We start from the raw sequence: 14054 nt of genomic DNA, 5'->3' as shown, positions 1-14054 counted from the left end.
GATCCTGGCCCTGCGCCCGCGTCAGCCCCGCCCCACGCTGCGGCCGGTACGCGCCGCGGTATGGCGCCAGGCCAGGACCGCCGCGCCGCCGCCAATCAGCGCCATCAACGCCGCCGCAAGCAGCAGACCCGGATGATTGCGGCGCAGGCGGTCCCAGGACTTCTCGGCCTGCGTGTAGTGGAACCAGGCCGCCGCCTGGAAGTCCGGCGCGGCGCATTCGCGGCCGAAAGAGCCGCTGAAGGGCACCAGCGCGCCCTGTTCTATATAGCGCCGGTAGATGGCGGAGGCCTGTTCGGGCGAATCGTCGATGATGTATCGGGCGCCCTGGCACAGCACCGCGGCGAATGCTTGGGAGCGGCGCGGCAGCTCGTCGGCCGCGCGCAACGCATGATTGGCCGCGATCTGGCGGTAATGGAAGCGGGCATACGGCTGCGCTTCGCTCGCGGCGTAGCGCCGGCGTTCCTCTTCGGTGACGAATGGACCCGGCAGCGCGGCCGCGGCGCGCAGCGCTGGCGTGTCGGGCGGATTGGTGTCGTCAGCGGCCGCCGAGCCGGGGACCGCGCTGCGCCCCGCGCCATAAGTCGTGTTGCCGCCATAGGTCGCGAAATCCGGCTCCTGCTCGTAGCCCATGATCTGCATGCCGTCACGCCGCGCCAGCCGGGAGGCTTCGAACCAGGCTTCGGCCCGCGTCGTGCGGCCCCACGCGCTGCCGGCCTTGCGCAACGCGGCGCCGTACTCGGCGGCGAGCTGCCGGCTTCGTTGCTGCCGCAGCTCCAATTTGCCGTCGACATAGTCCAGCGTGACGTAGCGGGCGTCCGAATCAGCGGGGAAATAGGGCAGCGCCTGCGCGATCGAGCCCTCGCGCACCAGGCGCCGCGCCAGCAGGAGGCGCAGGCGGTCGGACGCGGTGACTGGATGCTCCGCTAGCCATTTGTAGAAATGCTGGGGATCTGGCGGCGCCGATCCGATGGACGCGGCCGCGGCGGGTGCGTGCTGGTCCACATAGGCCTTGAGTTCAGCGGTTGTCAGCACGCGTTCGGCGACGTAGGCCGCGTCGTTCCAATACGGTGTGGACTGCCAGAAGCCTCCCGGCACCTCCGGCACGGTGGCGTGCAGCAGCTGGTCCAGCGCCTCGACGTACTGGCCGCGCGACAGCGTCAGCACGCCTTGTTCCCCCAACAGGCGCGCCGCGCCCGGCGCCTCCACGCTGCCGTCGGCGCGCGGAAAGGCGCTGGCCGCCTGGGCATAGGCCTGGGCCGCCGCTTGCGTGTCGCCTTGCCGCAGCGCCAATTTGGCGCGCACCCACCAAGCCAGGGCCGTGTCCAGCCGCGCGGCCAGCGTTTGCGCCAGGTCGTAGCGGCCGATGCGGTAGGCCAGCGCGGCCACGCGGTCGGCGTCCGGCACCTGCTTCAGATCCTGGGTCGCCAGCGCGGCAACCAGCGATTGCAGCGCCGGATTCGGCGTGACCTCATGTCCCTGCGCGGCGTCGGCAAACCCGGCCTGGCCGGTCGTGTCGTAGGCGGCGTAGGGGTCGGTGGCGCTGTCGGGCCTGCCGTTCACGATGTCGCCGACCCGGGCCAGCGCGTAAGCCACAAGCAACCGTTGCGCGACCGGATCGTCGATCAGCTTGCGCGTGCGCGCCGGATCGTCCAGGGCCCATTGCGCCAGCATGCGCAGCGAGGCATTGCCGCTGGCGGAGTCGCGCGCGGCCTGTTCGGCATACAGGCGGACTGCCTGCTTGAGCGAGGCAGCGGGGATGGCGTCCATGCAGGGCTCGGCGTTGACCAGCTCCATATAGCTGCATTGCCCCTGCGGTCCGGCCAGGAACAGGCGGGCCTCTTGACCGTAGCTGGCCACCGCCAGACCCAGTGGATCCGGCGCGCCGTCGCGCGCCAGTTGCCGCACGCGGGCATACGCATGTGCTGCGGCCTGCCGCTGCGCGTCCGCGTCGCTGGCCGCCAGTTCTGCCTCGTCCCCGATTTCAGCCAGCATGTAAGTGGCCCATACGCTGCGCGCCGCCGCCTGTTGCGGCGGCAATTGGAGGATGGCGCGATAGCGCGCGCGCGCCTGCTCCAGCAGGCGGTCGGTATCCGCCCCGCGGGCGGCATGCGTGTCGACCGCGGCCGCGGTGTAAAGCCGCAAGGCTTCCGGCAAACCGGCGCCCAGGGCATAGGCCTGCTCGCCGTCGGGCTGCGCCCGCATCGCGCGCGTCGTGACCCGTTGTGCCGGTGTGAGCGCGGGATCACGGTCTTCCGGCAAGGCGTTCTGCTGATAGCTGCCGTCCGGCAGTTCGTAGGCTTCCTGGGCCTGCAGCGCATCGCTGGCGCCGACAAGGCGGGCGGCTTCGTAGCCGAAAGAGTTGGCCGGCGTGGCGCGCAGCGTGGCCGCGCGGTCGTCCAGCAATTGGGCGGGGAACTCCGGTCCGCAGGCGATGACGATGCCGACGCCTGTCAACAGCAGCAGCGCTGCCAGCGATTTACGGTTGTACATGGAAGCTCGAAGGCCCATTTTCACAGCGTATCCAGCCTATATTGCGTTGGCCGCCGGCGTGCAGCAGGCCGTCTTGGGAGCGGCGCAGGAACGCGCCGCCGGAATCATGTTCGAGGGTATAGCCGTTGATGCCGTCGGCCGCGCGGCAGGCGCCGTCCCAGCGGATCGCGAAGGGCAGGGCCGCGTCGGCGTTGCCGCCGTTGGACAGTATCAGGTCCTGCAAGCCGCTATTGCCCGCCGCGCGTGCCGTGACCGCCAGCGCCGGCAGCAGGGGTTGGCGCGTCAGCACCGCGCGCCAAGTGGCCAGGCTCCAGGCGCGTTCGTCGCGCGCGGTGGGCAGGCGGAACCAGACAATGCCCGCCAATCCGCGCGGGCGGGAGCGGTGGATCTCGTCGACGAAAGCCGCCATGGACGCGGGCGTGGCCACCAGCTCGCTGGCGCGTCCGCCTGGCAACAGTGAGGAACGCTCGCTTTCGACCGCGGCGATGCTGCCGTCGTCGTTCCAGCTCACGCGGCTGCCGTAGGTTGCCAACGCCACGCGCCACGGCCGCCGGGTGCGGTCCGCGAAAGCCGCCAGCCAGGCGCTTGCGCGCTTGGCGTTGAACAAGCCTTGTTCGGGGCTCAGCACCGCATGCACTTGCAACACTGCTTCATCGGGAATCCGGAGCAGCGCGTCGAGTCCGGAGCCGTTCAGCCATGTCGGCAACGCGGTTATCGACAGAGGGAGATCCGGGCCCAGCCCATGCTTCAGGGTTTCAAGAAATGCCGCGTAGGCGGGCAATTTGGAGGTGGGGCAGTCATAGTCGATTTCGACGCCGGCCAGGGCGACGCCGGCGTCTCTCCATGCGCTGCGCGCGGCCGCAATCCGCGCAAGCACATCCGCGACCGGCAGCGCGTCGGCGCGGCCGTCCAGGCGCAAAACCATGATGGCGGGGCGCTTGGCGGCTGCCAGTGCGGCCAGATCGGGCGCAGCAGTGAACCATTTGCCATCCGGATTCATCTCCGCCATCAGCACGCGCCATGCCCGCACCACATCGGCGTTGCCGGCCAGCGCCTGGCTGACGGGCGGCGTCCAGACCCGCTGCCAGACATAGGCGTCGCCGGGCAGGTCGGCCTGTTTGCCGCAAGCGGCCAGAAGCAACAGCAAGACGCCGCAAATCGCCGCGGAACAGCGTTTGGCAAGGACATTCATGCAGCTGGCCACGATCGGAAAGGCATGACGCGGTGATGATGATGAACGGAAAGGAAGAAACGCGATGGATGCGCGGCGCATTTCGAATGCGTGATTCTATCGCTGCCCGTAGGGGTACTAGCACTCTGCGCTTGCGGCTGCCAATCGCGCATGCGTCCGTAATCCGCGGCCTGCGGGCAATCGCGATGCGCAAGCGCTATCGATATGCCATCAAGTTTGCGCATGTCGGCGCGCTTGCCGCGCAGGTCTGTTGCACGAATTTTGAAGTGCGCAGTGCGACTATTTTTGGCATTGCGCTAAATGAATTGCCACAAAAACGTCAATTGGCTTTAGCATAGGCGCATGACTTGGCGCTACGTACTGTTGGGCTACTCCATGCAATGCCACGCGCCCTCGTCACCACGGATTCCCGTGCCGCGTTATCGGCGCATTTTCAAAACCGAACCGGCATGCTGCTGAACGAAGACGCCACGCGCCGTTCAGACCGTCCGCTGCCATCGCATAGCGGGCGCACCGGGTTTGTACCCGCATCATAAGAATCCCCGGGACATCGCTCTTCCCTTCAAATCATTGCTGAGCATTTCATGTGCGACCGCATCATGCATGCGCGCATACAGCGATATGCTGAAACCGGACGAGTGAACTTATTCACTTAAGTTGCATTCCCTGACGGAACTTGTATCCGAAGAGTGCAGCCTAATTGGAAAGGGCCTGATCATGCCTTTGGTTGATGTGTGGCGAAAGCAACATACCATCCGGCCGACAGTGCTTATCGCGAGATTGTCTAGTAATGCGCGAGCGCTGAGGCACAATGGGGGCAGGTAGGGACGTATTGGATTTTTCGCGTGTTGTAGGAGGTTTCCGTGCAAAACATCGTCGAAGGCTTCAAGTCGCAGTATGCAAAAGAGCAGGAATCGGAACTCTCTCTCGAGGAGTACCTCAACCTGGCCAAAAGCGATCCCATGGCGTACGCCAGCCCCGCAGAACGCATGCTGGCGGCGATAGGCGAACCCGAAATCGTGGACACGCGCAACGACCCACGTCTTTCCCGTTTGTTTTCCAACCGGACCATCCGACGCTATCCGGCGTTCCAGGAGTTCTACGGCATGGAGGACGTGATCGGACAGATCGTCGCGTTCTTCAAACACGCCGCGCAGGGACTGGAAGAGCGCAAGCAAATCCTCTATCTGCTGGGTCCCGTGGGCGGCGGCAAGTCGTCCATCGCGGAACGCCTCAAGTCGCTGATGGAGGCCTATCCCATCTACGCCTTGAAGGGTTCGCCGGTGAACGAATCGCCGCTCGGGCTGTTCCATCCGGAACGCTTCGGCGACACGCTGGAAAAGGAATATGGCATCCCGCGACGCTACCTCAGCGGCATCATGTCGCCCTGGGCCGTGAAGCGCCTGAAGGAATTCGACGGCGACATCTCGAAGTTTCGCGTCGTGCGCCTGAACCCCTCGGTGCTGCGCCAGATCGCCATCGCCAAGACCGAACCGGGCGACGAGAACAACCAGGACATCTCCTCGCTGGTGGGCAAGGTCGACATCCGCATGCTCGACCGCCACTCGCAGGATGACCCGGACGCCTACAGCTACTCCGGCGGCTTGTGCCTGGCCAACCAGGGTCTGCTGGAATTCGTGGAGATGTTCAAGGCCCCGATCAAGATGCTGCACCCCTTGCTGACTGCCACCCAGGAAGGCAACTTCAAGGGCACCGAAGGCTTTTCCGCGATCCCGTTCAACGGCGCCATCCTGGCCCACTCGAACGAATCGGAATGGCAGACCTTCCGCAACAACAAGCACAACGAGGCGTTCCTTGACCGTATCTACATCGTCAAGGTGCCTTACTGCCTGCAGGTGTCGGAAGAAGTCCGCATCTACGAAAAGCTGCTGCACCACAGTTCGCTGTCCACCGCGCCGTGCGCGCCGGGAACACTGGACATGATGGCGCAGTTCTCGGTGCTGACGCGCCTGAAGGAACCCGAGAACTCCAGCATCTATTCGAAGCTGCGCGTCTACGACGGCGAAAGCCTGAAGGATGTGGATCCCAAGGCCAAGGCCTTGCAGGAATACAAGGACTATGCCGGGACGGACGAAGGCATGACCGGGGTGTCGACGCGTTTCGCGTACAAGATCCTGTCCAGCGTCTTCAACTACGACCAGACGGAAGTGGCCGCCAACCCGGTGCACCTGATGTACGTGCTCGAGCAGCGGATCGGCCGCGAGGACTATCCCGAGGAAATCCGCCGGCGCTACCTTGAATTCATCAAGGGATTCCTGGCACCGCGCTATGCCGAATTCATCGGCAAGGAAATCCAGACCGCCTACCTGGAGTCGTACTCGGAATACGGCCAGAACATCTTCGACCGCTACGTGACCTTTGCCGATTGCTGGATCCAGGACGAGGAATTCCGCGACCCGGAAACCGGCGAAAGCTTCGACCGCAGCGCGCTCAACGATGAACTGGAAAAGATCGAGAAGCCGGCCGGCATCGCCAACCCGAAGGACTTCCGCAACGAGATCGTCAACTTCGTGCTGCGGGCGCGCGCCAACAACAACGGCCGCAACCCGACCTGGACGAGCTATGAAAAGCTGCGCGAAGTGATCGAGAAGAAGATGTTCTCGAACACCGAAGACCTGCTGCCGGTGATCTCGTTCAACGCCAAGGCCTCGGCCGAGGACAAGTCCAAGCACCAGAGCTTCGTTGATCGCATGGTTGAAAAGGGCTACACGGAAAAGCAGGTCAGGCTGCTGTGCGAGTGGTATCTCCGTGTGAGGAAGTCTTCCTGAGCGAGGTGAATCATGAATTCACTCATCGATCGCCGTCTTAACGGGCGCAACAAAAGCGCCGTCAACCGGGAGCGTTTTCTCCGGCGTTACAAGGACCAGATCCGCAAGGCGGTACACGGGATGATCCGTGACCGCTCCATCCAGGACATGGACCAGGGCGGCGAGATCAACCTGCCCGCCCGCGACATCTCCGAGCCGACCTTCCACCACGGCCAGGGCGGCGACCGCGAGATGGTGCACCCCGGCAACCGCGAGTTTGCCAAGGGCGACACCTTCGACCGGCCGCAAGGCGGGCAGGGGGAAGGCGGGTCCGAACCGGGCGAAGGCGAATCGGTCGACCAGTTCACCTTCAGCCTGTCGCGGGCCGAGTTCCTGAACCTGTTCTTTGAGGATCTGGAACTGCCGCACATGGCGCGTACCCAGCTGGGCGAGGTCAGCCAGAAGAAGTGGCAGCGCGCCGGCTACACGACCACCGGCTCGCCCAGCATGCTGAGCATCAGTCGCACGCTCAAATCGTCGCTGGCGCGCCGCGTCGCGCTTAGCGTGAAGGCGCGCGCCGATCTCGAGGATGCCGAGGAGCGCCTGGCCAAGGCCCGCGAGGCCGGCGCCTGCGCCGACGACATCAAGGCGCTGGAGCAGGACGTCGAGGATTGCCGCGAGCGTCTGGCCCGCGTGCCTTTCCTGGACGACCTGGACCTGCGCTACCGCAACCGCGTGTCGGTGGCCATCCCCATGGCGCGCGCCGTCATGTTCTGCCTGATGGACGTGTCGGGCTCCATGGACGAAAACAAGAAGGATCTGGCCAAGCGCTTCTTCTCGCTGCTCTACCTGTTCCTGTCGCGCAAGTACGAGCACGTGGACCTGGTCTTCATCCGCCACACCGACAACGCCGAGGAAGTCGACGAGCAAACCTTCTTCTACGATCCCAAGAGCGGCGGCACCATCGTGCTGTCGGCGCTGGAGTTGATGCGCGAGATCCTGGAGAAGCGCTATCCGCCGACCGCGTGGAACGTGTACGCGGCGCAGGCCAGCGACGGCGATTCGTTCGGCGCCGACGCGGGCAAGAGCGCGCGCTTCCTGGCCGAACACCTGCTGCCGGCCACGCGTTACTTTGCCTACATCGAAGTGCCCGACTCGCAGGAGGCGCGCAAGAGCAGCCTGTGGGCGGAATATGAACAGAAACTGGAGCCGCATTTCGTTATGCGGCGCATCTGCGAACGCGGCGAGATCTTCCCCGTGTTCCATGACCTGTTCAAAAAGGAAACCGCATGAATGCCATTGTGGGAGCGCTCGTGGAACCAGAGGCCGCCGGCAGCGCCCGGCCGATCTCCCAGGGTTCCGAATGGACCTTCGAACTGATCCAGTCCTATGACGAAGCCATCTCCAAGATCGCCGCCGAATACGGGCTGGACACCTACCCGAACCAGATCGAGGTCATCACCTCGGAGCAGATGCTGGACGCCTACGCCTCGGCCGGGCTGCCCATCGGTTATCCGCACTGGTCGTACGGCAAGGAATTCATCCGCAACGAGCAGTTCTATCGCCGCGGCATGCAGGGGCTGGCGTACGAGATCGTCATCAACTCCAACCCTTGCATCTCCTATCTCATGGAAGAAAACTCCATGACGATGCAGGCGCTGGTGATTGCGCACGCCTGCTACGGCCACAACTCGTTCTTCAAAGGCAATTACCTGTTCCGCCAATGGACCGACGCGGACGGCGTGCTGGACTACCTGGTCTTCGCCCGCAAGTACGTGATGTCCTGTGAAGACCGCTACGGCATTGATGCGGTGGAGGCCCTGCTCGACTCCTGCCATGCGCTCTCGCACCATGGCGTGGACCGCTACAAGCGCCCGACGCCGATTTCGTACAAGGAAGAGGCCGCGCGCCAGGCCGAGCGCCAGGAACACGCGCGCCTGCAATACAACGACCTGTGGCGGACCCTGCCGCGCCTTGACGCCGACAAGGATGCGCACGTCGAAGCCTCGGTTTTCCCGCCGGAGCCCGAAGAAAACCTGCTGTACTTCATCGAGAAGTACTCGCCCAAGCTCGCGCCGTGGCAGAAAGAGCTGGTGCGCATTGTTCGCAAGATCGCGCAGTACTTCTATCCGCAGACCCAGACCAAGGTCATGAACGAAGGCTGGGCCACGTTCTGGCACTACACCATCCTGAACCGGCTGCACGAAAAAGGGCTGGTGAATGACGGCTTCATGATGGAGTTCCTGCAAAGCCACACCAACGTCGTCAGCCAGCGCGGCTTTGACGAGCGCGGCTACGGCGGCATCAACCCCTATGCGCTGGGCTTCGCCATGATGTCTGACATCCGCCGCATCTGCGAAGCGCCCACGCCCGAGGACCGGCGCTGGTTTCCCGACATCGCCGGCGGCGACTGGCTGAAGACGCTGGACTTCGCCATGCGCAACTTCAAGGACGAGTCCTTCATCTCGCAGTACCTGTCGCCCCGCCTGATCCGCGAGTTCCGTTTCTTCGCGATCTCCGACCACCAGGCCAACCCCAAGCTCGAAGTCGCCGCCATCCACGACGACGAAGGCTACCGCGACATCCGCCGCCTGCTGGCCGCGCAGCACAACCGCGACAACCAGGTGCCGGACATCCAGGTGGTTCGCTTCAATCGCGATTCCGATCGCTCGCTGGTGCTGCGCCACCTGAAGAGCCGCGGCCGCCCGCTGGCCGGCGATGATGCCGAACAGGTGATGAAGCATCTGGCCCGGCTGTGGGGCTTCAGGGTGCGTCTGGAAGAGACGGAGCCGGACGGCACGGTCAGCTCCTATCGGGAACAGGACCCGCCGGCATCGGCTTAAGCGACCAGGCAGGCAAGGGGGGCGCACATGTCGTCCCCTTTTCTTCGTCCGCTTGTCGATGATGCGCGAAATCTGCTAGAATCGCGGATTCGCATTTTCTGCAGCGGCTTGCCCGTGGCGAAAATCGCAAATAGGACAGGTGGCCGAGCGGTTGAAGGCGCACGCCTGGAAAGCGTGTATACGTCAAAAGCGTATCGGGGGTTCGAATCCCCCTCTGTCCGCCAGAATTCGCACTGCAAAGCAGTGCACGAAAAACCCGCAAGCGCTCAAGCCTTGCGGGTTTTTTCATTTGCGTGGAATAAAAAAACGCCGCCCGGCTGGTGCAGCCGGGCGGCGTTTTACGGTAGAACGCTTACGCGCCCACGGGCTTCCCATCCGTCCGGCGCACCACCACCGTCGCGGAACGGGCGTCGCCGCCGCCTGCGCGCAGGGTGTTCCACGTCTTATCCGGGTGCTGGATGTTGATGAAGAACGTGGTCAGGTCCGGCGTGTAGGCGATGCCGGTGATCTCGCAGCCCAGCGGGCCGACCAGGAAGCGCTTGGATTCGCCGGTCTTCTGGTCGATGTAGTACATCGAGTTATTGCCGAAGAAGTCCGTGGTCGAGGCGCTGGTGCCGGCGTCGGTCTGGACCCACAGGCGGCCCTTGGGGTCGACGCGGATGCCGTCGGGGCTGGAGAAGGTGTCGCCGTTGACGTTGCCGGTCAGGTTGGCAGCCGCGCCGTCGGCCTTGTCGCGGCCGGCCAGCAGCAGCAGGTCCCACTCGAAGGTGGTAGCCAGCGGCGAATCGCCGCGCTCGTGCCAGCGGATGATGTGGCCGTGCGAGTTGCTGACGCGCGGGTTGGCGGCGCTGGTGCGCTTGCGGCTGCCATTGTTGGTCAGCGTGCAGTACACGGTCTTGTCCACGCCCACCGTGATCCATTCGGGGCGGTCCATCAGCGTGGCGCCGGCGACGCGGGCGGCGGCCCCGGTGTTGACCAGCACGTCGGCTTGCGTGTTGAAGTTGATGAGCTTGCCGGTGATCACGGCGCCGCTGGCGACCTGCGTGAAGTTGCCCGGGTCGGTGGCGCCGGCGGTCAGGTTGTTCTTGCCCACCGTCAGTTCCACCCAGTTGCCGCTGCCGTCGTCGTTGAAGCGCGCGGCATACAGCGTGCCTTCGTCCAGCAGGCCCATGTTGGCGGCGCGGTTGGCCGGGTCGTAGGGCTTGGTGGGGATGAACTTGTAGATGCAGCCGGGCGTGGTGTCGTCGCCCATGTAGAAGGCGACGCGGTTGTTCTCGTCCAGCATGAAGGCCGTGTTTTCGTGGCTGAAGCGGCCCATCGCGGTGCGCTTGACGGCGGTCGAGTCCGGGTTCTGCGGATCGATTTCCACTACCCAGCCGTAGCCTTCATCGGCCGGCTTGCCGGCGTCGCCGGTCTTGTAGTGGTAGTTGTTGAGCGTCTCTTCGCAGGTCAGGTAGGTGCCCCAGGGCGTGTCGCCGCTGGAACAGTTGTTCAGGGTGCCGACGACGGTGTCGCCGACCACCGATTTGGCCGGGCCGCTGACGTTGTAGACGGTGTTGCCGGTGTAGCGCTTGTTGTAGCGCGAGTCGGTCTTGACGGCCCATGCGCCGTTGGCGCTACGGGCGATTTCGACGACGGACACGCCGACGTTGGACAGGCGGGTCTTCACGCCTTCGACGCTCTGGTCTAGGGTCTCGTCGTCCAGCGCTTCATGGTTCAGCACCAGCAGGCCGCCCTGGTTGGGATCGACGCCGGGCAGGGCATAGAAGTGCATGCCGTCGTGCTGGCCGCCGGACTGGGTCTCGGTGGCGGGATAGGACTGCGGTACGCCAGCGTAGCCGGCCGAGCCGATCATGCACTTGTCGCCGGCGGAATAGAGCACTTCGGCGACGTAGCCTGCGGGTACGGTGACGGTGTCGGCGACGATCTTGTCGGCCAGCGGGGTGAACGTGACGGAATAGTCGGGGCCGGGGGGCGGCTTGGTTTCGCCGCCTTCGCCAGGCTGGGTGCCAGGGGAATCGTCGTCGTCATCGTCGCTGCCGCCACAGGCGGTCAGCAGGGTCGAGGCGCCGAACACGGATAGCATTGACAGGCCGAAGCTGTTCTTCAGCAAAGTGCGGCGCTGGGGGTTCGCGGCGACGATCTCGTCGAACATCTGCCCGGGCACGGTGACCTCGTCCTGGGCTTCGCGATAGGGAGCGCGCAATTTATCAGTCAAGTAGGACATTCCAACCTCATAGTGTCGCGAACGGGTCGCTCAGTTGTCTGTAAGCAAAACGAAAGCGAGGTTAAAGGTCGGTCGTTACAAAGGGGTGACGATAGTGTGAAGTCCTTGCTGTGGTCTGGGTAGTCCGCCGCCTGGCGGAGTCGCGGCTTGAATCGCGGCCGAGGCGGCGGCTGGGCGTGTCTTAACCGCGCGGTCCGACGATGGGCGTGACGTCCAGCACATACATCTGCCGTTCGCCCTCATGCACGGAGTCGATGCAGACCTGCGTGCCGTCGCGGCTCCAGCGCGGATGCAGGTCGCAGCGGTTTTCCTTGGACAGATGGGGATCGGCGTAGAAGCTGCCGAGCGCATGGCGCAGGCCGGTCTGCATGTCGTAGAGGAACAGGATGCGTTCGTGCGTGGTCGGGTCCGGATAGGTGTCGCTCAGCAGCCAGCGCGTGTTCACCGGCGAGTAGGTCATGTGGCCGTTCTCCGTCAGCACGCCGTCGCCCACCACCTCCACCGCGCCGCCGGGCGCGTCGCGGTAGAGGTGGTAATGGATGCTGCCGTCATGCGGACCCCAGACGATGATCGTATGGTCGTCGCGCCACAGCGGATGCGAGATCTGGTATTCGGATTTCTCGTAATCGAAGGTGCCGACCGCGCTGGGATCGAAGTCGTCGGCCAGTTGCGGCAGCGGGTGGTCGGAGCATTCCAGCAGGCGCATGTCGCTGCCGTCCGCGTTCATGGTGATCAGGCGGTGCAGGAAGCAGGTCTCATCCTTCACGCGTTCGGTCCAGCGGTGCAGGAACAGGATGCGCGAGGACGAGGGATTGATCTCGATATGGCTGACCCAGTGGATGGCGCGTTCCATCGAGTCGCGCGGATGGAAGTTGCGCAGGTCGGCATAGCTGACCAGCAGGCGGTGCGCGCCGCTCGCCAGATCCATGCCGTGGATGCCGTCGTCGGCCGGGGCGTTGCTCACCGGGCCGGGGGCGTGTTCGCTGTAGCCGATGGTCTCGTGCGTGATGTAGAGGCGGCGGTAGTCCACGCAGAGCGCGTAGCGGCTGTTGGGTGCGGCGACGTAGATGGGCAGCGGCAGATAGCGGGTCTGGCCGGTGGCGACGTTGTGGACGGCGGAGCGAAAGCCCGGATAGAAGCCGCTGTCGTCGTCGCGGCGGCAGTTGTAGATCATCTGCGGCTCGGTCTCGCCGTCCAGCCATTGCAGCTGGCAGCCCATCTGCCAGTTCCAGGCCGTGGTGTTGCCCACGGCGTGGTAGCGGTCGCCATCCTGCAGGTCGAAGTAGCCCACTTCGGCACCCAGTTCGGGCGTGAGCAGCGCGTCCTTGAATGGCGTTCGGTTGGCCAGCAGATAGCGGCCGTCGCGATGCCAGACGGTTTTGTTGTAGTAGCCGAAGAAATGGTGGTGCGGCGTGGCGCCCAGGCGACGGCAGGCGATGGGCGTGGCGAGCATACGGTTCATGGATGACGGGGCAGAGATAAAGTCGGAAAGAAAAAGGGCGGCGCAGGCGCCGCCCCAGGCAGGCGTTCAGCCCGCGGTGATGTGTTCGGTCTCGATGACCTTGTTCCAGCGGGCGCGTTCGCGTTCGACGAACTCGCGCGCTTCGGCGGGGCTGTTGCCCACCGGCGTCATGCCCAGGCGTTCCAGGCCGTCGCGGAAGGCGGGGTCGGCGTAGATGCGGCGCAGGTCGGCGCTGATTTTTTCGACCAGTGCGTCCGGCACATCCTTGCTGGCGGCCAGCGTCGGCCACGAGGTGACCGTCAAGCCGGGCAGGCCGGCTTCGGCGGCGGTGGGCACGTCGGGCAGGGCGGGCGAGCGGGTGGCGCCGGTAATGGCCAGCGCCTTCAGCTTCTTGGCCTGGATGTAGCCGATGGTGGTGGGCACGTTCTCGAACAGCAGCTGGATCTGGCCGCCCAGCAGATCGTTGGTGGCGGCGGAACTGCCGCGGTACGGGATGTGCACGATGGGCGCCTGCGCCGCCATCTTGTAGAGCTCGCCGACCATATGCACGGACGACCCCACGCCGGCCGAGCCGAAGTGCAGCGTTTCCGGCTTGGCCTTTGCCAGGGCGGTGAGTTCGGCCAGGGTGTTGGCTTCCAGCGCGGGATTGGCCACCACCACGTGCGGCATCTCGGCCACGATGGTGATCAGCTTCAGATCGCGGGCGGGCTGGTAGTTGAGGTTCTTGTAGACCCCGTAGGTGGCGTGCAGGCCGATGGAGCCGAGCAGCAGGGTATAGCCGTCCGGGCCGGAGTCGGCGACGAACTTGCCGCCGATATGGCCGCCCGCGCCGGGACGGTTTTCCACCACCACTGACTGGCCATAGAGTTTGCCGAGGTGCTCGGCCAGCAGGCGGCCCTGGATGTCGGAGCTGCCGCCCGCGGTGAACGGCACGATGATGCGTATCGGCCGGTCGGGATAGTTGGCTTGCGCGTGCGCGGCCAGCGGCAGCGTCGCTGCCGTCACGCTCAGACACAGCGTTTGCAGGAGGTGGCGCCAGGAGCGGCGGAAGTTCATGTGGTTTCCCCTGGGA

9 protein-coding genes and 1 tRNA gene are annotated in these 14054 nt (G+C 64.9%); 5 read left to right on the top strand and 5 right to left on the bottom strand.

What is annotated here, in order from left to right:
* Window positions 1-21 precede the first annotated feature (21 nt).
* Both IPU70_RS23685 and IPU70_RS23680 read right to left on the bottom strand, forming a co-directional pair.
* Complete coding sequence (locus IPU70_RS23685; protein ID WP_207470982.1) at window positions 22-2490, bottom strand: hypothetical protein; 2469 nt, start codon at window positions 2488-2490, stop codon at window positions 22-24.
* Complete coding sequence (locus tag IPU70_RS23680) at window positions 2477-3637, bottom strand: DUF3142 domain-containing protein (RefSeq protein WP_242702669.1); 1161 nt, start codon at window positions 3635-3637, stop codon at window positions 2477-2479. Before IPU70_RS23680 ends, IPU70_RS23685 begins: the two co-directional genes overlap by 14 nt.
* Before the next feature lie 80 nt (window positions 3638-3717).
* On the opposite strand from IPU70_RS23680, the gene IPU70_RS23675 reads away from it, so the two are divergent.
* The 5 genes from IPU70_RS23675 (at window position 3718) to IPU70_RS23655 (ending at window position 9517) form a co-directional block, all read left to right on the top strand.
* Entirely contained in the window at window positions 3718-4020 is a 303-nt protein-coding gene (locus IPU70_RS23675) for a hypothetical protein (RefSeq protein ID WP_207471150.1), read from the top strand.
* Window positions 4021-4554: 534 nt separating this feature from the next.
* Entirely contained in the window at window positions 4555-6471 is a 1917-nt protein-coding gene (locus tag IPU70_RS23670) for a PrkA family serine protein kinase (RefSeq protein ID WP_371819061.1), read from the top strand.
* Window positions 6472-6483: 12 nt separating this feature from the next.
* Window positions 6484-7743 carry a YeaH/YhbH family protein gene (locus IPU70_RS23665; RefSeq protein WP_207470978.1) on the top strand — a complete coding sequence of 420 codons (1260 nt, stop codon included), beginning with the start codon at window positions 6484-6486 and terminating at the stop codon, window positions 7741-7743.
* The gene (locus IPU70_RS23660) at window positions 7740-9293 is read left to right on the top strand and encodes a SpoVR family protein (RefSeq protein WP_207470976.1); all 1554 of its coding nucleotides are present in this window, start codon (window positions 7740-7742) and stop codon (window positions 9291-9293) included. Before IPU70_RS23665 ends, IPU70_RS23660 begins: the two co-directional genes overlap by 4 nt.
* A gap of 133 nt (window positions 9294-9426) precedes the next feature.
* Window positions 9427-9517, top strand: a tRNA-Ser gene (locus tag IPU70_RS23655).
* A gap of 128 nt (window positions 9518-9645) precedes the next feature.
* Here IPU70_RS23655 and IPU70_RS23650 read toward each other — a convergent pair.
* The 3 genes from IPU70_RS23650 to IPU70_RS23640 all read right to left on the bottom strand — a co-directional run bounded on the left by IPU70_RS23650 (window position 9646) and on the right by IPU70_RS23640 (window position 14038).
* Window positions 9646-11520: a PhoX family phosphatase gene (locus IPU70_RS23650; RefSeq protein WP_207470974.1), complete on the bottom strand. Its 1875-nt coding sequence runs from the start codon at window positions 11518-11520 to the stop codon at window positions 9646-9648.
* Window positions 11521-11701: 181 nt separating this feature from the next.
* The gene (locus IPU70_RS23645; RefSeq protein WP_207470973.1) at window positions 11702-12982 is read right to left on the bottom strand and encodes a hypothetical protein; all 1281 of its coding nucleotides are present in this window, start codon (window positions 12980-12982) and stop codon (window positions 11702-11704) included.
* 66 nt (window positions 12983-13048) lie between these two features.
* Window positions 13049-14038: a tripartite tricarboxylate transporter substrate binding protein gene (locus IPU70_RS23640; protein ID WP_207470972.1), complete on the bottom strand. Its 990-nt coding sequence runs from the start codon at window positions 14036-14038 to the stop codon at window positions 13049-13051.
* Between the last annotated feature and the right edge of the window lie 16 nt (window positions 14039-14054).

Source organism: Achromobacter sp. SD115 (assembly GCF_017355315.1).
In the GTDB taxonomy this organism is placed as follows: Bacteria; Pseudomonadota; Gammaproteobacteria; order Burkholderiales; family Burkholderiaceae_B; genus Achromobacter; species Achromobacter xylosoxidans_B.
Note: the sequence above shows the minus strand (reverse complement) of the source record. Positions and strands in the feature narration are given on the sequence as shown.

Excerpts from the sequence above, each read along its gene's own strand:
- IPU70_RS23685 (WP_207470982.1), bottom strand. The coding sequence starts at position 2,490 with ATGTACAACCGTAAATCGCTGGCAGCGCTGCTGCTGTTGACAGGCGTC.
- IPU70_RS23640 (WP_207470972.1), bottom strand. The coding sequence starts at position 14,038 with ATGAACTTCCGCCGCTCCTGGCGCCACCTCCTGCAAACGCTGTGTCTG.
- IPU70_RS23645 (WP_207470973.1), bottom strand. The coding sequence starts at position 12,982 with ATGAACCGTATGCTCGCCACGCCCATCGCCTGCCGTCGCCTGGGCGCC.
- IPU70_RS23665 (WP_207470978.1), top strand. The coding sequence starts at position 6,484 with ATGAATTCACTCATCGATCGCCGTCTTAACGGGCGCAACAAAAGCGCC.
- IPU70_RS23660 (WP_207470976.1), top strand. The coding sequence starts at position 7,740 with ATGAATGCCATTGTGGGAGCGCTCGTGGAACCAGAGGCCGCCGGCAGC.
- IPU70_RS23650 (WP_207470974.1), bottom strand. The coding sequence starts at position 11,520 with ATGTCCTACTTGACTGATAAATTGCGCGCTCCCTATCGCGAAGCCCAG.
- IPU70_RS23675 (WP_207471150.1), top strand. The coding sequence starts at position 3,718 with ATGATGATGAACGGAAAGGAAGAAACGCGATGGATGCGCGGCGCATTT.